This window comes from Pseudomonas sp. L13, from assembly GCF_009935965.1.
Lineage (GTDB): Bacteria > Pseudomonadota > Gammaproteobacteria > Pseudomonadales > Pseudomonadaceae > Aquipseudomonas > Aquipseudomonas lactis.
This window is the reverse complement of the sequence record NZ_QODJ01000002.1, coordinates 52492-75276: the sequence shown is the minus strand read 5'-3', so window position 1 is coordinate 75276 and position 22785 is coordinate 52492. Positions and strand designations below refer to the sequence as shown.

20 protein-coding genes are annotated in these 22785 nt (G+C 61.6%); 11 read left to right on the top strand and 9 right to left on the bottom strand.

Annotated elements, in window-relative coordinates; translation table 11 throughout:
• Positions 1-85: 85 nt before the first annotated feature.
• From bioF to DK871_RS02000, 9 genes are all read left to right on the top strand, one after another.
• On the top strand, positions 86-1267 hold the full coding sequence (bioF, locus tag DK871_RS02040) for an 8-amino-7-oxononanoate synthase (protein ID WP_161903809.1): 1182 nt from the start codon (positions 86-88) through the stop codon (positions 1265-1267).
• Positions 1260-1991: an alpha/beta fold hydrolase gene (locus DK871_RS02035; protein WP_161903808.1), complete on the top strand. Its 732-nt coding sequence runs from the start codon at positions 1260-1262 to the stop codon at positions 1989-1991. The genes bioF and DK871_RS02035 overlap by 8 nt, the downstream gene beginning before the upstream one ends.
• The gene (bioC, locus tag DK871_RS02030; protein ID WP_060766715.1) at positions 1984-2796 is read left to right on the top strand and encodes a malonyl-ACP O-methyltransferase BioC; all 813 of its coding nucleotides are present in this window, start codon (positions 1984-1986) and stop codon (positions 2794-2796) included. The genes DK871_RS02035 and bioC overlap by 8 nt, the downstream gene beginning before the upstream one ends.
• Positions 2793-3473, top strand: coding sequence for a dethiobiotin synthase (gene bioD / locus DK871_RS02025; protein ID WP_161903807.1), 681 nt, complete (start codon positions 2793-2795; stop codon positions 3471-3473). The genes bioC and bioD overlap by 4 nt, the downstream gene beginning before the upstream one ends.
• A 107-nt stretch (positions 3474-3580) precedes the next feature.
• Positions 3581-3862, top strand: coding sequence for a hypothetical protein (locus tag DK871_RS02020; RefSeq protein WP_020302162.1), 282 nt, complete (start codon positions 3581-3583; stop codon positions 3860-3862).
• Between the two features lie 321 nt (positions 3863-4183).
• The gene (locus DK871_RS02015; RefSeq protein ID WP_003194790.1) at positions 4184-5989 is read left to right on the top strand and encodes a phenylacyl-CoA dehydrogenase; all 1806 of its coding nucleotides are present in this window, start codon (positions 4184-4186) and stop codon (positions 5987-5989) included.
• A gap of 314 nt (positions 5990-6303) precedes the next feature.
• Positions 6304-7593 carry a diguanylate cyclase gene (locus DK871_RS02010; RefSeq protein ID WP_003194787.1) on the top strand — a complete coding sequence of 430 codons (1290 nt, stop codon included), beginning with the start codon at positions 6304-6306 and terminating at the stop codon, positions 7591-7593.
• 90 nt (positions 7594-7683) lie between these two features.
• Entirely contained in the window at positions 7684-9453 is a 1770-nt protein-coding gene (locus tag DK871_RS02005; protein ID WP_161903806.1) for an acyl-CoA dehydrogenase C-terminal domain-containing protein, read from the top strand.
• 219 nt (positions 9454-9672) lie between these two features.
• The gene (locus DK871_RS02000) at positions 9673-11451 is read left to right on the top strand and encodes an acyl-CoA dehydrogenase C-terminal domain-containing protein (protein WP_161903805.1); all 1779 of its coding nucleotides are present in this window, start codon (positions 9673-9675) and stop codon (positions 11449-11451) included.
• A gap of 226 nt (positions 11452-11677) precedes the next feature.
• On the opposite strand, the gene DK871_RS01995 is transcribed toward DK871_RS02000, so the two are convergent.
• Complete coding sequence (locus DK871_RS01995; protein ID WP_161903804.1) at positions 11678-12577, bottom strand: LysR family transcriptional regulator; 900 nt, start codon at positions 12575-12577, stop codon at positions 11678-11680.
• Positions 12578-12786: 209 nt separating this feature from the next.
• Between DK871_RS01995 and DK871_RS01990 the strand changes: the two genes are divergently transcribed.
• Together DK871_RS01990 and DK871_RS01985 are read left to right on the top strand one after the other, a co-directional pair.
• Positions 12787-14049 carry an aminotransferase class III-fold pyridoxal phosphate-dependent enzyme gene (locus DK871_RS01990; protein WP_161903803.1) on the top strand — a complete coding sequence of 421 codons (1263 nt, stop codon included), beginning with the start codon at positions 12787-12789 and terminating at the stop codon, positions 14047-14049.
• Between the two features lie 215 nt (positions 14050-14264).
• Positions 14265-14423 carry a YqaE/Pmp3 family membrane protein gene (locus DK871_RS01985; RefSeq protein ID WP_003194776.1) on the top strand — a complete coding sequence of 53 codons (159 nt, stop codon included), beginning with the start codon at positions 14265-14267 and terminating at the stop codon, positions 14421-14423.
• Positions 14424-14428: 5 nt separating this feature from the next.
• Here DK871_RS01985 and pqqE read toward each other — a convergent pair whose 3' ends face one another.
• From pqqE to DK871_RS01945, 8 genes are all read right to left on the bottom strand, one after another.
• The gene (gene pqqE / locus DK871_RS01980) at positions 14429-15559 is read right to left on the bottom strand and encodes a pyrroloquinoline quinone biosynthesis protein PqqE (RefSeq protein ID WP_019817403.1); all 1131 of its coding nucleotides are present in this window, start codon (positions 15557-15559) and stop codon (positions 14429-14431) included.
• On the bottom strand, positions 15552-15827 hold the full coding sequence (gene pqqD / locus DK871_RS01975) for a pyrroloquinoline quinone biosynthesis peptide chaperone PqqD (protein ID WP_003194772.1): 276 nt from the start codon (positions 15825-15827) through the stop codon (positions 15552-15554). Before pqqD ends, pqqE begins: the two co-directional genes overlap by 8 nt.
• On the bottom strand, positions 15824-16576 hold the full coding sequence (gene pqqC / locus DK871_RS01970) for a pyrroloquinoline-quinone synthase PqqC (RefSeq protein WP_161903802.1): 753 nt from the start codon (positions 16574-16576) through the stop codon (positions 15824-15826). The genes pqqD and pqqC overlap by 4 nt, the downstream gene beginning before the upstream one ends.
• A gap of 11 nt (positions 16577-16587) precedes the next feature.
• Positions 16588-17499: a pyrroloquinoline quinone biosynthesis protein PqqB gene (gene pqqB, locus DK871_RS01965; RefSeq protein ID WP_161903801.1), complete on the bottom strand. Its 912-nt coding sequence runs from the start codon at positions 17497-17499 to the stop codon at positions 16588-16590.
• Positions 17500-17570: 71 nt separating this feature from the next.
• Positions 17571-17645: a pyrroloquinoline quinone precursor peptide PqqA gene (gene pqqA, locus DK871_RS01960; protein ID WP_003194766.1), complete on the bottom strand. Its 75-nt coding sequence runs from the start codon at positions 17643-17645 to the stop codon at positions 17571-17573.
• Between the two features lie 158 nt (positions 17646-17803).
• On the bottom strand, positions 17804-20179 hold the full coding sequence (gene pqqF, locus DK871_RS01955; protein ID WP_161903800.1) for a pyrroloquinoline quinone biosynthesis protein PqqF: 2376 nt from the start codon (positions 20177-20179) through the stop codon (positions 17804-17806).
• A gap of 48 nt (positions 20180-20227) precedes the next feature.
• Positions 20228-21022: a carbon-nitrogen hydrolase family protein gene (locus DK871_RS01950; protein ID WP_161903799.1), complete on the bottom strand. Its 795-nt coding sequence runs from the start codon at positions 21020-21022 to the stop codon at positions 20228-20230.
• Between the two features lie 10 nt (positions 21023-21032).
• On the bottom strand, positions 21033-22736 hold the full coding sequence (locus DK871_RS01945; RefSeq protein WP_161903798.1) for an NAD(P)/FAD-dependent oxidoreductase: 1704 nt from the start codon (positions 22734-22736) through the stop codon (positions 21033-21035).
• Positions 22737-22785 lie beyond the last annotated feature (49 nt).

The following is a 22785-nucleotide window of genomic DNA, read 5'->3' as shown; positions in this document are numbered from 1 at the left end:
AGCATTGAAGTGTCAGAAGGACCGCTATCGCAGGCAAGCCAGCTCCCCCATTGGATTGAGTTGAACCTGTTAAATCGAGGCCAGCATGTCTTTCGATCTCGCCGCGCGCCTCGCTGCCCGCCGTGCCGACCATCTTTACCGCCAGCGCCCCTTGCTGCAGAGCCCCCAAGGCCCGCAGGTGGTGGTGGACGGGCAACCGTTGTTGGCCTTCTGCAATAACGATTACCTGGGCCTTGCCAATCACCCGCAAGTGATCGAAGCCTGGCGCGCCGGTGCGTCCCGCTGGGGCGTGGGCGGTGGCGCTTCGCATTTGGTAGTGGGCCACGCCACGCCGCACCATGAGCTGGAAGAAGCCCTGGCTGACTTGACCGGTCGCCCGCGTGCCTTGCTGTTCACCACCGGCTACATGGCCAACCTCGGCGCGGTCACGGCGCTGGTAGGGCAGGGCGATACGGTATTGGAAGACCGGCTTAACCACGCGTCCTTGCTGGATGCCGGCTTACTGTCCGGTGCGCGCTTCAACCGCTACCTGCATAACGACGCGGGCAGCCTGGCCAAGCGCCTGGAGAAAGCCACCGGCAATACCTTGGTGGTCACCGACGGTGTGTTCAGCATGGACGGCAACCTTGCCGACCTGCCCGCGCTGGCCCGTGAAACCCGGGCCAAAGGGGCCTGGCTGATGGTGGATGACGCCCATGGCTTCGGCCCGCTGGGCGCCAACGGCGGCGGTATCGTCGAGCATTTCGGCTTGAGCCAGGACGACGTGCCCGTGCTGGTTGGCACCTTGGGCAAAGCGTTCGGCACTGCGGGGGCTTTTGTGGCCGGCAGTGAAGACTTGATCGAGAGCCTGATCCAATTCGCCCGCCCGTATATCTACACCACCAGCCAACCACCGGCACTGGCCTGCGCCACCCTCAAAAGCCTGGAACTGCTGCGCAGCGAACATTGGCGCCGCGAGCACCTCAACGCGCTGATCCGCCAGTTCCGCCATGGCGCGCAGCAGATAGGCCTGGCGTTGATGGACAGCTTTACGCCGATCCAGCCGATCCTGATGGGTGACAGCGCCCGGGCATTGCGCCTGTCGCAGATGCTGCGCGAGCGCGGCCTGATGGTGACCGCCATTCGCCCACCCACCGTGCCTGCCGGCAGTGCCCGTCTGCGGGTGACATTGACGGCAGCCCACAGCGAAGCGCAGGTGCAGCTACTGTTAGAGGGGTTGCAAGCGTGTTTTCGCTTATTAGGCGACTCGGAGCCTGGCCATGCGTAATCGACTGATATTGCTACCGGGCTGGGGCCTGGGTGTGTCACCGCTGGAGCCGTTGGCCGCTGCGCTGCACGGCCTGAACGAGCACTTGCAGGTACAGATCGAACCCTTGCCGGCGCTTGAGGCCAGCGAGCTGGGTGAATGGCTCGACGAACTCGATGCGACGCTGCCGGACAACGCCTGGCTCGGGGGCTGGTCGCTGGGCGGCATGCTCGCGTCCGAGTTGGCGGCGCGCCGTGGCGAGCGGTGCTGCGGCTTGCTGACCCTGGCGAGTAACCCGTGTTTCGTCGCCCATGACGGCTGGCCTCACGCGATGCCTGCCGAAACCTTTGATGCATTTTTGGCCGGCTGTCATGCCGATTCCCAAGTCACGCTCAAGCGCTTTGGCCTGTTGTGCGCCAAGGGTGCCGAAGACCCACGCGGCTTGTCGCGGTTATTGGTCAGCGGTGCGCCGAATACCTCCCCCAGCGTTTTGATGCCCGGCCTGGAGCTGCTGGCCCAACTGGATACGCGGGCGGCCTTGCAGGCTTTTCGCGGGCCGCAGTTGCACCTGTTTGCCGGGCTGGATGGGCTGGTGCCTGCCGAAGCCGCCAGCGACCTGCTGGCCTTGCTCCCCGATGTGGAAATCGGCCTGATTGAACAGGCCGGTCACGCGTTTCTTCTGGAAGACCCTCACGGAGTAGCCGGGGCCATCCAGGCTTTTTTGCATGAGTGTGTTGATGACTGACCTATCCCACCCGCCCTTGCCTGGGGGCTTGCCGGACAAGCGCCAGGTCGCAGCCTCGTTCTCCCGTGCGGCGGCCAGTTACGACAGCGTGGCCGAGTTGCAGCGTGCGGTCGGGCATGAACTGCTCAGCCGCTTGCCGCACGGCCTGGTGCCCCAGCGTTGGCTGGACATGGGCTGTGGCACGGGTTACTTCAGCCGCGTATTGGGCGAGCGTTTGCCCGGTAGCCAGGGTGTGGCGTTGGATATTGCCGAGGGCATGCTCAACCACGCGCGTCCACTGGGTGGCGCTGCGCACTTTATAGCCGGCGATGCAGAACGCTTGCCGCTTGCAGCTGACAGCTTCGAGCTGTTCTTCTCCAGTCTCGCGGTGCAGTGGTGTGCCCATTTTGATGCGGTGCTCAGTGAAGCCACGCGTGTGCTGCGACCAGGTGGCGTGCTGGCCTTTGCCAGCCTGTGCGTAGGCACCCTGGATGAGTTGCGCGAGAGTTGGCGGGCGGCGGATGGCCTGGTCCACGTCAATCGCTTCCGCACCTTCGAGGCTTATCAGCAACTGTGTGCGGCCAGTGGTTTGCGCGTGATCAGCCTGGAGCGAAAGCCCCATGTGTTGCATTACCCGGATGTGCGCAGCCTGACCCATGAGCTCAAGGCATTGGGCGCCCACAACCTCAACCCAGGCCGCCCGGGAGGGTTGACGGGCCGTGCGCGGATTGTCGCGTTGGTAGAGGCCTACGAGCAGTTCCGCCAGGCCCAGGGCCTGCCCGCCACGTACCAAGTGGTGTATGCCGTACTGGAGAAACCGCTATGAGCGCCGCGTACTTCATCACCGGAACAGACACCGATGTTGGCAAGACCACCATCGCCGCCGGCCTGTTGCATGCCGCCAGGCTCGCCGGCAAAAGCACGGCCGCCGGAAAACCGGTGGCGTCGGGCTGCCAACTGACGGCCCAGGGCCTGCGCAATGCCGATGCCTTGGCGTTGCTGGCCGAGTGTTCCGTGCCGCTCAGTTATGCCGAGGTCAACCCGGTGGCCTTCGAGCCAGCCATCGCGCCGCATCTGGCAGCGCGCGAGGCGGGCATCGGGCTCACGGTGCAATCGCTGCTCAAACCGATGCAGCAGATCCTGGCAAGGGGCGCGGACTTCACCTTGATCGAAGGGGCGGGCGGTTGGCGCGTGCCCTTGGCCGACCAGGCTAACCTGTCGGACCTGGCCATGGCGCTCAAACTACCGGTGATCCTGGTGGTAGGCGTGCGCCTGGGGTGCATCAGCCATGCATTGCTCACCGCCGAAGCCATTGCACGGGACGGCTTGCCGCTGGCGGGCTGGGTGGCAAACATCATCGACCCCAAGACCTCTCGTCTGGAAGAAAACCTCGCCACCCTGGCTGAGCGCCTGCCCGCGCCTTGCCTGGGGCGGGTGCCGAAACTCAAGCAGGCCGGGGCCGCCGTAGTGGCCGAGTACCTGGAGCTGGACCTGCTTGACTGATTTTGGCTATCGCTAGGGCAATATGCCATTAGTGTTTTTGACGGGCCATTTGCGAGGAAGTCTGCTTCAATCCAGCTTCACGATTTTCTCAAAGGCAGGCTTACGCCATGGACATTTCTGGAAGCAGCGCGTTTTATTCGGGCCTGAGTACCATTCAGACCGGGCAGAACCGCGTCGACCAGGCGGCCGGCAAGATTGCCAGCGCCGCGACCACCCAGCCATCGGCCGCGCAAAGCGACCGTCTGCAAGCCAATGACCGCGCCCAAGCGTCCAATTCGGCGAGCAACATGGTGGAAATGGCCCAAGGCAAGTTTCAAGTCGAGCTGGGGGCGAAAGTCGCCAAGGCTTCGGACGAAATGCTCGGTACGTTGATCGATACCTACGCTTAACGCCTCTATCGCGCGCCCGCTCTTCTGTGGGAGCTGGCTTGCCTGCGATAGCATCAACGCGTACTGCCTGATACACCCTGGCGCCTGCATCGCAGGCAAGCCAGCTCCCACAGTCGTTCTGCGACATTCTGCTCTTCCTTAAATCATGAGGCATCCCGCCACAGGCCTTGCCGTGCCTGGCTGACCCGCGTCAAGACAAACGGCATCTGGCCGACGCTTGACAACCCTGGGTCGTAAACGTATGTTTCAAACACCTGTTTGACCGCCATAACAAATCCACGCGGTTGTTCATCCCAGTTACATCAGCAGAGGTTTATCGCTATGCCTGACTACAAGGCCCCCTTGCGTGATATTCGCTTCGTTCGTGACGAACTGCTCGGTTATGAGGCGCATTATCAGAGCCTGCCGGCTTGCCAGGACGCTACCCCGGACATGGTCGACGCCATCCTCGAAGAAGGCGCCAAGTTCTGTGAGCAAGTACTGGCACCGTTGAACCGCGTGGGCGACATCGAAGGGTGTACCTGGAGTGAGTCAGGCGTTAAGACCCCAGCGGGTTTCAAAGAAGCCTACAAACAATTCGTCGAAGGCGGCTGGCCAAGCCTGGCCCACGACGTGGAGCACGGTGGCCAAGGCCTGCCGGAATCCCTGGGCCTGGCTGTGAGTGAAATGGTCGGCGAAGCCAACTGGTCGTGGGGCATGTACCCTGGCCTGTCCCATGGCGCGATGAACACCATTTCCGAGCACGGCACCCCCGAGCAGCAAGACGCTTACCTGACCAAGCTGGTGTCGGGCGAATGGACCGGCACCATGTGCCTGACCGAGCCACACTGCGGCACCGACCTGGGCATGTTGCGCACCAAGGCCGAGCCTCAGGCTGACGGTTCCTACAAAGTCTCCGGTACCAAGATCTTCATCTCGGCCGGCGAACACGACATGGCCGACAATATCGTCCACATCGTACTGGCCCGCCTGCCGGACGCACCGGCCGGCACCAAAGGCATCTCGCTGTTTATCGTGCCCAAGTTCCTGCCCAACGCCGATGGTTCGGTGGGTGAGCGCAACGCGGTCACCTGTGGTTCCCTGGAACACAAGATGGGCATCCACGGCAACGCCACCTGCGTGATGAACTTCGACGCGGCCACCGGTTTCCTGATCGGCCCGGCGAACAAAGGCCTGAACTGCATGTTCACCTTTATGAACACCGCTCGCCTGGGCACCGCGCTGCAAGGACTGGCCCACGCCGAGATCGGCTTCCAGGGCGGCTTGAAATATGCGCGTGACCGCCTGCAAATGCGCTCCCTGACCGGCCCGAAAGCACCGGACAAAGCCGCCGACCCGATCATCGTGCACCCTGACGTACGCCGCATGCTGCTGACCATGAAAGCCTTCGCCGAAGGTAACCGTGCGATGGTTTACTTCACCGCCAAGCAAGTGGACATCGTCAAGTACGGCACCGACGACGAAGCCAAGAAGCAGGCCGATGCCCTGCTGGCCTTCATGACCCCGATCGCCAAGGCGTTCATGACCGAAGTCGGTTTTGAATCGGCCAACCACGGCGTGCAGATCTACGGTGGCCACGGCTTTATCGCTGAGTGGGGCATGGAGCAGAACGTGCGCGACAGCCGCATTTCGATGCTGTACGAAGGCACCACCGGCATTCAGGCGCTGGACCTGCTCGGCCGTAAAGTGCTGATGACCCAAGGCGAAGCGCTCAAGGGCTTCACCAAGATCGTGCACAAGTTCTGCCAGGCCAACGAAGGCAACGAAGCGGTTAACGAGTTCGTGGCACCGCTGGCAGCATTGAACAAAGAGTGGGGCGAGTTGACCATGAAGGTCGGCATGGCCGCGATGAAAGACCGTGAAGAAGTCGGTGCTGCTTCGGTGGACTACCTGATGTACTCCGGCTACGCGTGCCTGGCTTATTTCTGGGCCGACATGGCACGCCTGGCTGCCGAGAAACTGGCCGCCGGCACCAGCGAAGAGGCGTTCTACACCGCCAAATTGCAGACTGCGCGCTTCTACTTCCAGCGCATCCTGCCGCGTACCCGTACTCACGTGGCAACCATGCTGTCGGGCGCCAACAACCTGATGGACATGAAAGAAGAAGACTTCGGCCTGGCTTACTAAGCCTTACCGGGCTCTTCTAAAAACCGCCGCCTCCTTCGGGACGCGGCGGTTTTTTTTGCACTCCTGTAGGAGCGAGCTTGCTCGCGAAGGTCGTCAACGATAACGCGGGCATTCTGGATAAGCGCGGTGCCTATGGGATCTTCGCGAGCTCGCTCCTACAGAAGGCTCGCATAAAAAACCGCAGTGATGCACTCAGGGATTGCAACCCGCTGCCGTTACAGTGATGGCAATGTGATACATGTCCGGCCAGTTGTGCTTAACTGACCGCTTAGAGGCACAGTGCCATTATTTGTTTGCGGGTCGGAGTTTTACCCTTGTCACGCGTGTCCGCTGTACGTTTCAGCCATTTCCTACCTTCGCTGCTGCTGTTGCTGGCCGGGCTCTCGGCTGCGTACGTCAAGGACCTCAGCGTTTTTTTCACCTCGCTGTTCAACGTGTTGCCCACCCTGGTCCTGTTGCTCGGCGGCGCCTATTGCGCGGTGTATCGACGCCAGCGTGAACTGTTCCTGATGGTCACGGTGTACGTCGCCTATTTCTTGCTGGATACCCAGACCGACTTCTACCGCGACAACGGCCGCGTGCGTGAAGACGCTGCGGTGGTGTTCCACCTGTGTTGCCTGCTGTTGCCATTGCTGTTCAGCATCTATGCGCTGTGGCAGGAAAAAACCCATCTGTTCCGTGACTTCGTCGCCCGCTGCGCGGTGCTGCTGGCGGTGGGCAGTGTGGCGCTGGCCCTGGAGCAGAGTTTTCCCCAGGCCTTGCTAGGCTGGTTGGCGGAGATTCGCTGGCCGATGCTGCACGGCGCGTGGATGAGCCTGATCCAACTCTCGTACCCGATGTTCCTGATTGGTTTCCTCACCCTGGCCGCCCAATACTGGTACCAGCCGCGCCCGCTGCACGCCGCACAACTGGTGGGGTTGCTGGGGATGTTCTGGATGTTGCCGCAAACGTTCATCTTGCCGTTCACCCTCAACATCATGTGCAGCCAGGTGATGCTGATGATCGCTGCGGGGGTGGCGCACGAGGCGTATCAAATGGCGTTCCGTGATGAGCTCACCGGTTTGCCGGGGCGACGTGCGCTCAACGAGCGTATGCAGCGGCTGGGGCGTAACTATGTGCTGGCGATGAGCGACGTCGATCACTTCAAGCGTTTCAATGACACCCACGGCCACGACGTCGGCGACCAGGTGCTGCGCCTGGTGGCGAGCAAGTTGTCCAAGGTCAACGGCGGCGGGCGAGCCTACCGTTACGGCGGTGAAGAGTTTGCCGTGGTGTTTGCCGGCAAGACCCTGGATGAGTGCATGCCGCACCTGGAGGAGATCCGCGAGATCATCGCCAGCTACGACATCAAGTTGCGCAACCCGGACCGCCCCCAGGACGACCATCAAGGCCGCCAACGCCGTGCGGGTAGCGGAGCATCCAGTGTGTCGGTGACGGTAAGCATCGGCGTGGCCGAGCGCCAGGCCGAGCAACGCAGCCCCGACGAGGTGCTCAAGTCCGCCGACCAGGCGTTGTACGCCGCCAAGGGAGCGGGGCGTAATTGTGTGGTCGCGGCCGGGCAAACCCGCCGTGGCGCGGTGCGCATGCAAAGCGCTGCCGGTTGAGTAATGGCGCTGTATTCAGCAGCGCTACAGTGATTGTCCACGGCCATGGCCGGCAGTAGGTTAGCCCTATCTGCTGCCGGAGACATTGCCATGCCTGAGTACAAAGCTCCCCTGCGCGACATGCGCTTTCTGATCGACACCGTATTCGATTTCCACGGCCACTACGCGGCCCTGGGCGCCACGGATGCCAGCCCGGACATGGTCAGTGCGATCCTCGAAGAAGGCGCCAAATTCTGCGAAAACGTACTCGCGCCGCTCAATCGCAGCGGCGATGAAGAAGGTTGCCACTTTGATAATGGCGTGGTGACTACGCCCAAAGGCTTCAAGCAAGCCTTTGCCCAGTATGTGGAAGGCGGCTGGCATGGCGTGGCGGCAGACCCGGCCTACGGTGGCCAGGGCCTGCCCCATTCCCTGGGCCTGGTGCTGAGCGAGATGATCGGGTCTAGCAACACTTCCTGGGGCATGTACCCGGGCCTGACCCACGGCGCGATGTCGGCGATCCACGCCCACGGCACCGACGAACAGAAAGCCACCTACCTGAGCAAACTCACCGCTGGCGAATGGACCGGCACCATGTGCCTGACCGAAGCCCACTGCGGCACCGACCTGGGCTTGATCAAGACCCGCGCCGTGCCGCAGGCAGACGGCAGTTACGCGGTCACCGGCAGCAAGATCTTCATCTCGGCCGGCGAGCACGATATGAGCGCCAATATCATCCACTTGGTGCTGGCCAAGCTGCCGGACGCGCCGGCGGGGACCAAGGGCATCTCATTGTTTATCGTGCCCAAGTTCCATGCCGACTCCGGCGAGCGCAATGCGGTGCACTGCGGCTCCATCGAACACAAGATGGGCATCAAGGCCTCGGCCACCTGCGTGCTGAACTTCGATGGCGCCAAAGGCTATTTGATTGGCGAGGCGAACAAGGGCCTCAACTGCATGTTCACCATGATGAACCACGCACGCCTGGGCACCGGCATGCAGGGCCTGTGCAACGGCGAGGCGAGCTTCCAGGGCGCGATCAAGTACGCCAACGACCGCCTGCAAATGCGTTCGCTCACCGGCGCCAAGGCCCCGGAGAAAGCCGCTGACCCGATCATCGTGCACGCCGATGTACGCCGCATGCTGCTGACCATGAAAGCCTTCAACGAGGGCAACCGCGCCTTGACCTATTTCACCGCGCAACTGCTCGATACCGCGCACCTGGGCAGCGACGTCGGCCAACGCCAGGAAGCCGAGGACCTGTTGGCCTTCCTCACGCCGATCTGCAAAGCCTTCATGACCGAAACCGGCCTGGAGGTGACCAACCACGGCATGCAGGTATTCGGTGGCCATGGCTATATTCGTGAGTGGGGCATGGAGCAACTGGCCCGTGACGCACGTATCGCCCCGATCTATGAAGGCACCAACGGCATCCAGGCTCTGGACCTGCTCGGGCGCAAGGTATTGGGCAGCCAGGGCAAGTTACTGCGTGGGTTTACCAAGATTGTGCATAAGTTCTGCGCGGCCAATGCCGAGCATGCGCAACTCAAAGCCCATGTGGCGCAACTCAATGAGCTCAACCAGCAATGGGGCGAACTGACCCTGAAGGTCGGCACGGCGGCAATGAAAAACCCTGACGAGGTGGGCGCGGCGGCCATGGATTACCTGATGTACAGCGGTTACATCATCCTTGCCTACCTGTGGTTGCGCATGGCGATCGCGGCGCAAGCCCAGGATGACCCAGGGTTTGCCCAGGCGAAGCTTGCGACCTGCGACTTTTATTTCAAGCGCCTGTTGCCGCGTACGACCATGCACCGTGCTGCGGTCGAGGCGGGGAGCGAATGCTTGATGAGTCTCCCAGCCGACGCTTTCTCCCTGTAGGAGCGAGCTTGCTCGCGAAGAACTTCAACGATTACGCGCACGTCTGGTTTAGCGGGGTGTTGTTGAGTTTTTCGCGAGCAAGCTCGCTCCTACAGCGTGACTTATAAATACTTATTGGTCACGAACGGACCCTATGTGTCTGAAAAGTTGTTCGGGTACACTCGGGGTCTGTAAAACCGATCCTATCGAATCACTTTTCACGTTCTCACGAGGTTTGCCATGGCTGATTACAAAGCGCCGTTGCGTGATATGCGCTTCGTCCTCAACGAAGTGTTTGAGGTCGCTAATACTTGGGCCCAGTTACCGGCATTGGCAGACAGCGTTGACGCCGAAACCGTCGAGGCGATCCTGGAGGAGGCAGGTAAGGTCACCGCCAAATCCATCGCCCCACTCAGCCGCGGCGGCGATGAGCAAGGCTGCCATTGGGCAGACGGCGCCGTCACGACCCCCGACGGTTTCCCCCAGGCCTATAGCACCTACGCCGAAGGCGGCTGGGTAGGCGTAGGCGGCGACCCGACCTACGGCGGCATGGGCATGCCCAAGGCCGTGTCGGCGCAGGTTGAAGAAATGATCAACTCGTCGAGCCTGGCTTTCGGCCTGTACCCGATGTTGACCTCCGGCGCTTGTGTATCGATCAACACCCACGCCAGTGAAGAACTCAAGGCCACCTACCTGCCGAAGATGTATTCCGGGGAGTGGGCCGGTTCCATGTGCCTGACGGAAGCCCATGCCGGTACCGACCTGGGGATGATCCGCACCAAGGCCGAGCCTCAGGCGGACGGCTCCTACAAGGTCAGCGGCACCAAGATCTTCATCACCGGTGGCGAGCATGACCTCACCGAAAACATCATCCACTTGGTGCTGGCCAAATTGCCGGACGCACCGGCCGGACCCAAGGGCATCTCGTTGTTCCTGGTACCGAAGTTTTTGGTGAATACCGATGGCAGCCTGGGCGCGCGTAATCCGGTGAACTGCGGCTCCATTGAGCACAAGATGGGCATCCAGGCCTCCGCCACCTGTGTGATGAACTTCGATGAAGCCGTGGGCTACCTGGTCGGTGAGCCCAACCGTGGCTTGGCGGCGATGTTCACCATGATGAACTATGAGCGTTTGGGCGTCGGCATCCAGGGCTTGGCGTCGGGCGAGCGTTCCTATCAGAACGCGATTGAATATGCCCGCGACCGTCTGCAAAGCCGTTCCCCGCTAGGGGCGCAGGCCAAGGACAAGCCGGCAGATCCGATCATCGTGCATCCGGATGTGCGTCGCATGTTGCTGACCATGAAGGCGGCGAACGAAGGCGGCCGGGCGTTCTCCACCTACGTGGCGACGCAGTTGGACATCGCCAAGTTCAGCGACGATGCGCAGGCGCGCGAGCGTGCCGATAACCTGGTGGCGTTGTTGACGCCGGTGGCCAAGGCGTTCCTCACTGACTTGGGCCTGGAAACCACCGTGCTCGGCCAGCAGGTATTTGGCGGCCACGGTTACATCCGCGAGTGGGGCCAGGAGCAGTTGGTGCGTGACGTGCGCATCACCCAGATCTACGAAGGCACCAACGGCATTCAGGCCCTGGACCTGATGGGTCGCAAGATCGTCGGTAGCGGCGGTGCGTTCTATACCTTGTTCGCCGATGAGATCCGCCAGTTCATCGCCGCATCGGGCCCTGAGTTGGCCGAGTTCGCCCAGCCGCTGAGCGCGGCAGTGGATAACCTGGATGAGCTGACGGCGTGGGTGCTGGATCGCGCCAAGAGCAATGCCAACGAAATCGGCGCGGCCTCGGTGGAATACCTGCATGCGTTCGGCTACATGGCCTATGCCTATATGTGGGCGCGCATGGCCAAGGCGGCGTTGGGCAAAGAGGGCGAAGAGGATTTTTACGCCAGCAAACTGGGGACTGCACGCTTCTACTTTGCCCGTCTGTTGCCGCGTATCCACTCGTTGAGTGCGTCGGTAAAAGCCGGTAGCGAATCACTGTTCCTGATGGATGAAGCCCTGTTTTAAGGGCGCGGAGGGCGTGTAAGCATTCTCTTACATGACGTGCTGCTAATCGTCCTCTATCGCCACATTGGATCCACGGCTAATCTACTTCACATGGACGTCGCGCAGGAAGCGCAAAGCAACAACACGGACACGTAGGATTCTGCCAGGATGGTGGAGTGAAATGGATGTCAGGGAAACAGTCTGCAAAGCCCCGCTTCGGCGGGGTTTTCTTTTGCCCGCGAAAAAGTCAGGCGCTTGCCGGCGGGGCATTCATCACGTCTTCCAGCAGGGTGCGCAGCAACGCCACCGTTGCCTGCTGGCGTTGCACATCGCGGCATACCAACCCGACTTTCAGCGGTACCCTGGGCTCGCTCAAGGGTTTCCACAGCAGTGCCTTGCTGTTGTGCTCGTCCTGGGAGCGCCCAGGCAGCACCGTCGCCAGCCGGGTGTGAGGCAGGCTGTCGAGAATGCCCACCATGGTATTGAGTTCCGCCTGCACTTGCGGACGTCGCCCGAGGTTGGACAGTTGGCCTTGCCAGATCTGCCGAACCTGAAACTCTTCCCCCAGCAGCAACATCGGCAACTCGGCGGCTTGTTTGAGCGAGACTTTCTTGAACTCGCGCAAGGGATGGTCTTCGGGAATCACCACCTTCAACTCGTCTTCATACAGCAACACGCCGTGTAGGCCCGGCTGACGCGGTGGCAGGTAGCTGATGCCAATATCGAGGGAGCCGTTGAGCAACCGCCGTTCAATCTCAAGCCCGGTCAACTCGTAGATTTGCACCACCAGATGAGGCTGGGCTTTGCGCACGCGCTCAAGCATCTGCGGCACCAGGCTGGTGTGCACGGTTTGCAGCACGCCGATGGCCAGGGTGCGCATGGCCTGGCCCTTGAAGTTGCGCAGCGCCTCGACGGCTTGCTGCATGCCATCAATGAGCGGCAATGCGTGGTTGTATAAGGTGTGGGCCGCCAGGGTCGGCAACAGGCGCTTGCTGCTGCGTTCGAACAGGCTGACGTCGAGGTTCTGTTCCAGTTGGCGAACCTGTTGCGACAGCGCTGGCTGGGAGATCGACAGACGCTCCGCGGCACGGCCTACGTGGCCTTCCTCATACACCGCGACGAAATAACGCAGTTGCTTGAAATCCATAAGGTTTGCTTATCGAAAAAGCTGGAAAATCGAAATGGCCGCTGGCCCCCGAGGCGCCTAGTCTAGCGCCTATTCGCAGGGCTTACAGGGCCGGATCGGACAATGGACAGCGTTTTTGTTGATGGCGTTTACATAGGCAAGGCAAAAAATCGGAAGGCCTCATTGGCAGGCGGCATCGACCAAGGTCAGGTTGCCAGTGGGGGTGAAGTGTGAACTTGTTCCGTCGCTCTGCGCCGAGTCTGGATGACCTGGTTGTGCATGCCCCGCGTGCAGAGGTTTCCAGCCAATGCCTGATGCCCACTGTGGCGCGCCCGCCTCAGGTGTTTGTGCAGGGGCAGGGCTCCTGGCTTTCGGACGCTGACGACCGCGCCTATCTGGATTTCAGTCAAGGCGGTGGCGCCAACAGCCTGGGCCACAGTCCCCAGGCCGTGCGCGACGCCATTGCCGAACAGATGCACACCGTGATCAACCCCGGCCTGGGCTTGCACAACCGCGCGCAACTGGACCTCGTCGACCGTCTGTGCCACCACACCTGCAGCGACCAAGCCTACTTGCTCAACAGCGGTGCCGAAGCCTGTGAAGCGGCCATCAAGTTGGCACGCAAGTGGGGCCAGCTGCATCGTGGCGGCGCTTACCACATCATCACGGTAAGCAATGGCTGCCATGGCCGGAGCCTGGGGGCGATGTCGGCGTCGGCTGTGGCCTGCGAAAACCGTTTCGCACCGCAGTTGCCAGGTTTCAGCCAAGTGCCGCTCAACGATCTGCCGGCCCTGCATGCAGCGGTGGATGCGCAGACCGTCGCCATCATGCTGGAGCCGATACAAAGCGGCGGTGGTGTCATCCCCGCGACAGAACATTACCTCAAGGGCGTCGAACGTCTGTGTCGTGAGCTGGGGATTCTGCTGATCTTCGACGAAGTGCAAACCGGTGTGGGCCGCTGCGGCAGCTTGCTGGCCGAACAGCAATACGGCGTGCGCGCCGACATCATTGCCCTGGGCAAAGGCCTGGGCGGTGGCGTGCCCCTGGCGGCGCTGCTGGCGCGTGGCACGGCCTGTTGCTTCGAACCGGGCGAGCTGGACGGTACGCATCATGGCAATGCGCTAATGGCCTCTGCGGGTATCGCGGTACTTGACGCTGTATTGGCGAACGGCTTTCTCGAGCACCTGCGCGAATCCGGCTTGTACTTGGCAGAAGGCCTTGCCCGCCTGGCCTACCGTTACGGCCATGGACCCTTGCGCGGCAACGGGCTGCTTTGGGGCCTGACACTGTCGGACGATTGCGCCGCAGCAGTGGTCAAGGCCGCGCTGCACGAAGGCCTGATTCTCACCGCCTCACAACCTGACTGCCTGCGCTTTACCCCTGCGCTGAACATCAGCAAAACACATATCGATGAAATGCTGCTGCGGCTTGCCCGCGCCTTTTCTCGGGTGCGTACCGCTCAAGTGCAATGCCGCAAGGGCATCGCCGTTTGACCCCAGTTTCCTGAACCGTCTCGCGGCATACGCGGCGCCTCCAGCCTGATTCTTTTGGCTGGGGGCGTTTTTTTATCTGGGTGATTTCTGGTGTGAAAAGATGCCTGGAGATTCTGGCCTGAGATGGCCCAATGCCAGAATCCACTGAACCCTCACGAACCGCCAAGGTCGATTAGCTACACGGCTCACACGAGCCGATTTTCTGGAGCTGACCCATGGACATCATTCGTATCATCATCGCCATTCTCCTGCCGCCATTGGGTGTGTTCCTGCAAGTAGGTTTCGGCGGTGCATTCTGGCTGAATATCCTGCTGACCCTGTGCGGTTACTTCCCGGGCATCATCCACGCGGTGTACATCATCGCCAAGCGTTGAGGCCCTCAGCCTTTTGCAATGAGCCTTGAGTTGCGCTCATTGCGAAAGGCCAGTTGCTCGATGGTCTGGGTGGCCTGTTCGGCCTCTTCCCGCGCCTGAAGGATGATGCCGTGTTGCTCGGATTTGCTGCATACCGGGTCGGCATTGCTGGCGTCACCGGTGAGCATGAAGGCCTGGCAACGGCAGCCGCCGAAGTCCTTTTCTTTTTCGTCGCATGAACGGCACGGCTCGGGCATCCAGTCGTAGCCACGAAAGCGATTGAAGCCAAACGAGTCGTACCAGATGTGCTGCATGCTGTGGTCGCGCACATTGGGAAACTGCACGGGCATCTGCCTTGCACCGTGACAGGGCAGGGCGGTGCCGTCGGGTGTGACTGTCAGGAAGATGCTGCCCCAGCCGTTCATGCAGGCTTTGGGGCGTTCTTCGTAATAATCCGGTGTCACGAAGATCAGCTTGCACGGGTGGCCTTCGGCTTCCAGCTTGGCGCGGTATTCATTGGTGATGCGTTCGGCGCGTACCAACTGCTCGCGGGTGGGCAGCAAGCCCACGCGATTGAGCTGCGCCCAACCGTAGAACTGGCAGGTGGCGAGCTCGACGAAATCCGCTTCCAGCGCAATGCACAGCTCGATGATGCGGTCGATCTTGTCGATATTGTGCCGATGGGTGACGAAGTTCAGCACCATCGGGTAGCCGTGGGCTTTTACCGCTCGGGCCATTTCCAGTTTTTGCGCGAAGGCTTTTTTCGAGCCGGCCAGCAGGTTGTTCACCTGCTCGTCACTGGCCTGGAAGCTGATCTGGATATGGTCCAGGCCAGCTTTTTTGAAGTCGCTGATTTTTTGCTCGGTGAGGCCGATGCCAGAGGTGATCAGGTTGGTATAGAAACCCAGCTTGCGCGCCTCACCGATCAGTTCGGCCAGGTCCTGGCGCACCAGCGGTTCACCGCCGGAAAACCCCAGCTGCGCCGCGCCCATTTCACGGGCTTCGCGAAAAACCTTGATCCATTGTTCGGTGCTCAGCTCCTTGCCCTGCTCGGCGAAGTCCAGCGGGTTGGAGCAATACGGGCACTGCAACGGGCAGCGATAGGTCAGCTCGGCCAGCAGCCACAGCGGCAGGCCGATGGCGGGTTTTTCAGGCAAGGGTGATCCAGTGCTCAGCACGGGCGACCTCCATGAATTGCTCGATGTCGTCACCCAGCTCCGGTACGCCGGGGAACTGCTTGTCCAGCTCGGCAATGATGGCCGCCACGTCGCGCTCGCCGTCGATCAGGCCGCCGATCAATGCGGCGCTGTCATTGAGCTTGATCATGCCTTCGGGGTAGAGCAACACGTGGCCTTTTTGCGCCGGCTCGTACTGGTAGCGATAGCCCTGGCGCCAGGTCGGTTTTTTGCTGCGATCAAAGCTCATAGGGTGATCCCTTTATGCCATACCCGCTGCTCGGTCACGCTGTGATAGGGCGGGCGTTTGAGTTCGTAGGCCATGCTCATGGCGTCCAGCATGCTCCACAGGATGTCTAGTTTGAACTGGAGAATTTCCAGCATGCGCTCCTGCCCCTCGCGGGTGGTGTAGTGCTGCAGGGTGATCGCCAAGCCGTGTTCCACATCGCGACGGGCCTGGCCCAGGCGTGTGCGGAAGTACTCGTAACCGGCCGGGTCGATCCACGGGTAATGCTGGGGCCAACTGTCGAGGCGCGACTGGTGGATTTGCGGCGCGAACAGCTCCGTCAGCGAGCTGCTGGCGGCTTCTTGCCAGCTGGCGCGGCGGGCGAAGTTGACATAGGCGTCTACGGCGAAGCGCACACCGGGCAGCACCAACTCCTGGGAGCGCAATTGGTCGGGGTCCAGACCCACAGCCTGGCCCAGGCGCAGCCAGGCTTCGATACCGCCGTCTTCACCGGGCGCGCCGTCATGGTCGAGCAGGCGCTGGATCCACTCGCGACGGATTTCACGGTCTGGGCAGTTGGCCAGGATCGCCGCGTCTTTCAGCGGGATATTCACCTGATAGTAGAAGCGATTGGCGACCCAGCCCTGGATCTGCTCACGGGTGGCGCGGCCTTCGTACATCGCCACATGATAGGGGTGATGGATATGGTAGAAGGCGCCCTTGGCGCGCAGGGCGGCTTCGAACTCCGCCTTGCTCAACGGTGTGTCGGTCATTTCGAATGCTCCTACAATTTAATGCTCATGCCGTCGTAAGCCACTTCGACATTGCGCCGCACCAGTTCCGCTCGCTCGGGGGAGTCTTCATCGAGGATCGGGTTGGTGTTGTTGATGTGGATAAGCACTTTGCGCTGTTTGGGCAGTTGCTCCAGCACTTCAAGCATGCCGCCGGGGCCGTTCTGTGCCAGGTGGCCCATCTCGCGCCCGGTGCGGGTGCCGACGCCACGGCGCTGCATCTCATCGTCGTCCCACATCGTGCCGTCGACCAGCAGGCAGTCACTGCCGGCCATGATGTTCAGCAGCGGTGCGTCGACCTTGCCCAGGCCCGGGGCGTAGAACAATTTGCCGCCGGTGCGCAGGTCTTCGACGATCAGGCCGATGTTGTCACCGGGGTGCGGGTCGAAGCGGTGCGGGGAATAGGGCGGTGCGGCGCTGCGCAACGGCAGCGGGGTGAAGCGCAGGTTGGGGCAGGCCGGGATGGTGAAGCTGGCGTCCAACTCGATGCGGTTCCAGGCCAGGCCACCGTTCCAGTGGGTCAGCATGGTGAACAACGGGAAGCCAGTGCTCAGGTCTTCATGGACCATGTCGGTGCACCACACTTGGTGTGGGCAGCCTTCGCGCAGGCTCAGCAGGCCAGTGGTGTGGTCGATCTGGCTGTCCATCAGGATGATTGCGCTGATGCCGGTATCGCGCAGGGCGCGGCCCGGTTGCATGGGCGCAAAGCCCTGGAGCTGCGCGCGGATATCCGGCGAGGCATTGCAGAGCACCCAGTTCACGCCATCGTCGGAGATCGCGATGGACGACTGGGTACGCGCGTGGGCCCGCAGGCTGCCATTACGAAAACCTGCGCAGTTCACGCAGTTGCAGTTCCACTGTGGGAAGCCACCGCCGGCGGCGGAACCTAGAATCTGGACAAACATGATCGCTCCATCAAGCACAGCTCAAAACAAAAACGCCCCGGGCGAACCGAGGCGTTGTATTACTCAGCCAATCAACGGCTGGCGAAGTACATGGTGACTTCGAAACCAATACGCAGATCAGTGTAAGCAGGTTTGGACCAGGTCATATTCTTACTCCTATCAAGGGATGGGACGTTCACTACCAAGTAATACATATAGTCCACCTCCCATTGGAGATGTTCAGATATTGCTGCGCAATGTTACGCAATTTTATTCAAGTTAGCGCTGTCTCGGTGGAGAAAGCCTATTGCAGGGTTGGCAATGATCACGGCGCCGCTTGCCAGTCGTCGTTGATACGCGACCCGTTGGCCACGCAACGCCAGCCGCTTGCAGCGTCATTGAGTTGCTGCGCGGCGTGCTGCACATTTTCGCGTGTGCGCTGTTGAATCAACTGTTGAAGCTGATCCAGATAACCCGACGAATGACCTGCCAGATGTGCATACCAGAGCAACTCGGCAGCCTGGTTGACGGGTAGCGCCTGGGCCGCGAACTGCTGCGCGAGGGCCTGGTTACCCAAGTCGGGGCAACGCTCGATCAACGACGGCAGTTGCCCGAGGAAGGCCTGCAACTGTTCGACGATGCCGTCCAGGGAAGTGCTGGGCGATTGCACCCCAAACAGCAGGCCGGTTTGGCCGTTGATTTGTCGGATGCCGCTGAACACGGCGTAGCCGATTTGCAGTTCGACTCTCAAGCGCTGGTAGAACGGCCCTTGAAGCACATGCGCCAGCAAGCGCCAGTTGGCTTCATCGGCGAGGGATTGCGTCGGTGTTGGGCAAAATAGCAGTAGCGCCGCCTCGCTGGATTCGGTGTTGACTGCGTGCCAGCGCTTTTGTCCGTCAAGGGCCTGAGGTGTGAAAGGCAGCGTTGCCGGTTGCCCAGGCAGCCGGGCCGCTGCGGCTTTGATTGCGGCTTCACAGGCGGCGGGCAGACCTGCGCCCAGCCCCTGCCAACGCGCAGTGGCCCAGGACGCTGTCGTCCCCTGAGGCTCGGGCTGAACACCGGCACAGCAAGCAGGCAACGCCTTGAGCAGTTCCCGGATGGCGATCATCGGCACGGGAGCGGGCGGTGGCAAAGGTCTATCCGAGTCACTCATACACCGCGCCAACGCTTCGAGCACCGCCGGCATGGGCTCGTGGAGGCCGTGCATCTTTACCTGCCAGTCAGTGGCGATCGTTTCGCAAGACAACTCGACGCCCGCCTGCCGTGCCTGTTCGCACAACGGCCGCAACAGGCTTTCCAGTCCGGTGGGTACCGCCGAGTCAAACCGCCATTGCAGGTACAGCGCGCCTTCGCCAGTGTCCTCCGCCAACGCCTGGCTGAAGGTCAGCGCTGACAGCTCCCGTCGGCCCCGTGAGCGATCCTGGGCAAAGGTGCGCAAGCCACGGTGGGCGCTGGTTTGGCCGCGAATCAGGCCAGCGCGTTCGTCCTTGGCGGGTGCACGGAGAAAGGGATTATTAGGCGGCAGTTGCCAAGGGTGCCGGGAGGCGGGCAGGTGCAGTGAATCGAGCATGGCCTTGAGGGCAGCGGCGCCTTGTTCCGACAGGTCGTGGGCGTCGTTGCGCGCCAAGGCCAGGGCGCCTTGGACCTGTTGTTGGCGAGCATTGAGCAAGACGAATTCTTCGCGTAATGCTGTCCAGTCGCTGTGTGCGAAGAAGCTCAGCCAGTCGTGCAGCAACTCTTCGATCTGCGTGGCTGGTTCGCGCTCGCTGCCGAGAGTGAAGTGGATATCCAGCACGGCTTGATCGGCGAATTGGTACAGCACGGACGTCTGCAGCGTGGTGGTCAGTCGTTGTGCTTGCAGTTCTGCGAGCAGCCCGCCGGGGGCCGAGGCGTTGAGCCAGGTGCAGAGAAACGCCAGCGCTTCCCGTGGGGCGTTACAGGTAATGACCTGATGCAGGTGTTGGCCGGCGATGTGTTGATAACGGCGTGCCGGGCCATGCATCAAGGCCGGTGGAGCGGCCTGCGGGTGCAACGGCCCGGGCGTCAGTTGGTCACTGAACTGCTGGGCCAAGGCCTGCAGTTCTGTCAGTGGTTGTGGGCCGGCAAGGCTCAAGGTCATCTGCCCGCTTTGATAAAAGTGAGCGTGAAACCCTCGCAAGGCTTGCTGAAAGGCCTCGCTTTCCACCGGCAGGCTTTCGCGGTTGCCGGCATGAAAACCGCGCAAGGGATGATCCGCCGCCAAGCCTTGCAGCAGCGCCACTTGCTGTTGGGCCTTGGCATCCTGGGACCAGGCGACGAACTCCGCGTCGAGCACTTCGCGCTCACGCTGTTGATCATTGAGGGCCAGGCGTGGGTGAGTCAGCATATCCGCCAACCGCATGAGCCCGTCTGCAAACACCGGCACCGGCAGTTCAAAGAAAAACTCGGTGGTGCGCTCACGGGTGCTGGCATTGACCTGCCCTCCGTGGCGTTGCACGTAGGTCATCAGCCCTTCGCCGGCTGGAAAACGCTCGGTACCGAGAAACAACAAGTGCTCAAGAAAATGCGCCAGCCCAGGCCAAGCCAAAGGCACGTCATGGCTGCCGGCAGCCACCTGTAAAACGGCGGCGCAGCGCTTCAAGCGCGGCGCATGGCGCAGGCAAACACGCAAGCCATTGGCGAGGGTCAGGTGAACGGGATGAGGGTGGACCGGCGCAGGCATGGGCACTTCCGAGGCGTGGGAAGTGCCTATGCTAGCAAACCCAATGGGTCAGGGCTTGTGCAGTGCGCCGTAGAGTTCGGCGCGACGGTCTTGCAGGTATTGGTTGGCGGCGCGCGCGTCGAAGATCGATTGGCGCTCCAGGGTGCCGACGATCAAGGCTTCATCCAGGCCGGCCTGGGCAATTCGCTGGCCGTCCGGCGCGGCAATGCTGCTTTGCCCGCAGTAGTGAATCTCGTCTTCGTGCCCGCAGTAGTTGGCATAGGCCACGAAACATTGGTTTTCAAAGGCTCGCGCCCGCACGGTGACGTCGGCAACAAAGTCGAACGGCACCATATTGGCGGTGGGCACCAGGATCAGTTCGGCACCGGCCAGGGCCAGGCGCCGGGTGTTTTCCGGAAACTCCAGGTCGTAGCAAATCAGCATGCCCACCTTCCACCCGTTCAATTCCACCACCGGGAAATCATCGGGGCCGGCGCTGAACATCGAGTGGTCAAGGTCGCCAAACAGGTGGGTCTTACGGTAGTTGCACAGGCGCTTGCCGTGGGCGTCGATCAACTGCACGGCGTTGTAGATCTGGCCGTCCTCGGCCCGCTCCGGGTAGCCATACAGGATCGCCAGCCCGGCACCTTGCGCCAGTTCGGCAATTGCCTGCGCCGACGGCCCGTCCTGTGCCTCGGCCAGTGCGCCAACGGCTTCGGCGCCAATGTTATAGCCGCTGAGGAACATCTCAGGCAGCACCAGCACATCGGCGCCGTGTGCCTCATGGGCCAACCGGTGCAGGCGCTGCAGGTTGGCGGCCACATCCAGCGGCACTGGCGGGCATTGATACAGGGCGACGCGCATGCTCAACTCCTTATTCTGCCAGGGCGATGGGCCCTATTTCATCGAACACGTCGCCCGGGCCTGGGTTCTGCGGGTGGGTGCTGCCACCGAAGTGGTTCATGATGCCCCATACCGCGTTGAGCGAGGTTTGTACCGCGCCTTCGACCCAGGCGGGCGTCCACGATACATCATCACCCGCGATGAAGATCCCGCGTTGTTCGGCGGGCATATCCTTCTGCATGAAGTGCGCATACATCCGCTGGTTATAGCGATAGTGACCGGGCAAGGCGCCTTTGAAGGCCCCGAGGAAATGCGGATCGGCCTCCCAGGATACGGTGATCGGGTCGCCGATGATGCGCGCCTTGATGTCGACCTTGGGGTAGATCTTCTTCAGTGCATCGAGGGCCAGTTTCACCCGCTTGTCGATAGGCTGGGGCAGCATCTTCAGTGCGTCGCTCATCCACGAGTAGGACAAGCAGATCACCCCCGGCTTGTCGTCACCATTATCGAACAGATAGGTGCCTCGGGTCAGGCGGTCGGTGAGGGTCATGCTCATCAGGTCGCGACCGGTTTGCGGGTCTTTGTCTTTCCAGAATGGGCGGTCAACCATCACGAAAGTTTTCGATGACTGCATGTAGCGCGTGCGGTCCAGGGCCATCCACATTTTTTGCGAGAACAGGGTTTCGTCGCATTCGATCTGGGTGGTCAGCAGCCAGCTTTGGCAGGTGGTCAGCACTGCAGCGTATTCGCGGGTGTCGCCGTAGTTGTCGGTAACGGCAAAGCGGCCATCGGCGGCGTGGGCAATGCGCTTCACGCCGGCCCGTGGCGCACCTCTATGCAGCGAGCTCAGGCTGGTACCGGCCGGCCAGTGGGCGCAGCGTTCCGGCACATGGCGCCAGATGCCCATGGGCACTTGGGCCACGCCGCCGACGATCAGGTGTTGATGATCATCGCAGTTGGTCATCACCACACGGAAGATTTCCAGCATGGAATTAGGGAAGTCCGAGTCCCAGCCGCCGGTGCCGAAACCGACCTGGCCGAACACCTCGCGGTGGTGGAACGACAGTTTGGCGAAAGCCTTGGAGGTGGCGACAAAGTCGTAGAAGGTACGGTCATCCCACAGCGGCACGAGCTTGTTCCACAGCTCCTTGAGCCGCGGCACGTCGCGGTCGCGGATCGCCTGCTGGATATCGCCGAACTGCGAACCGGCTTCCAAGGCGTCGGCCCAGGCATCGGCCACTTCTTGGAACAGTGCAGGTAAATCGGAGAGTTTTTGCGCGTAGTGGGTCTGGCCTTCCAGATCGATCACGGTGCTGCCGGACGCCGACGTCAGCGGGTTGGGAAAGGGTTTGGTCTCCAGTCCCAGTTTGTCCACATAATGGTAGAACGCCGTGGACGACACCGGGAACCGCATGCCGCCCAACTCGGCGATGATGCCTTCGGCGCCTTCAAAGGCCTGCGAGCGCAAGCGGCCACCCATCTTCGAGGCTTCATACACCACTGGCTTGAGCCCCAGCTTCATCAGCTCGTAGGCCGCAACCAGGCCCGCGATCCCGGCGCCGACGATCGCCACTTCGGCGCCGTGATTAGCCGCAGGAATACTGCCCAGCCCGGCGGGGTGTTCGATCCAGTCATCAAAGGCAAACGGGAAATCCGGGCCGAAGATGGTGATGGGTTTCTTGCCATCGCCCGGGTGGCGATTAGGCTTGCTGAGGGTGCTGGACGGAATGCTCATGGCTGACCTTACTGACGGCTCGGCGGGAGGAGGGCCCGTTGAGTATAGG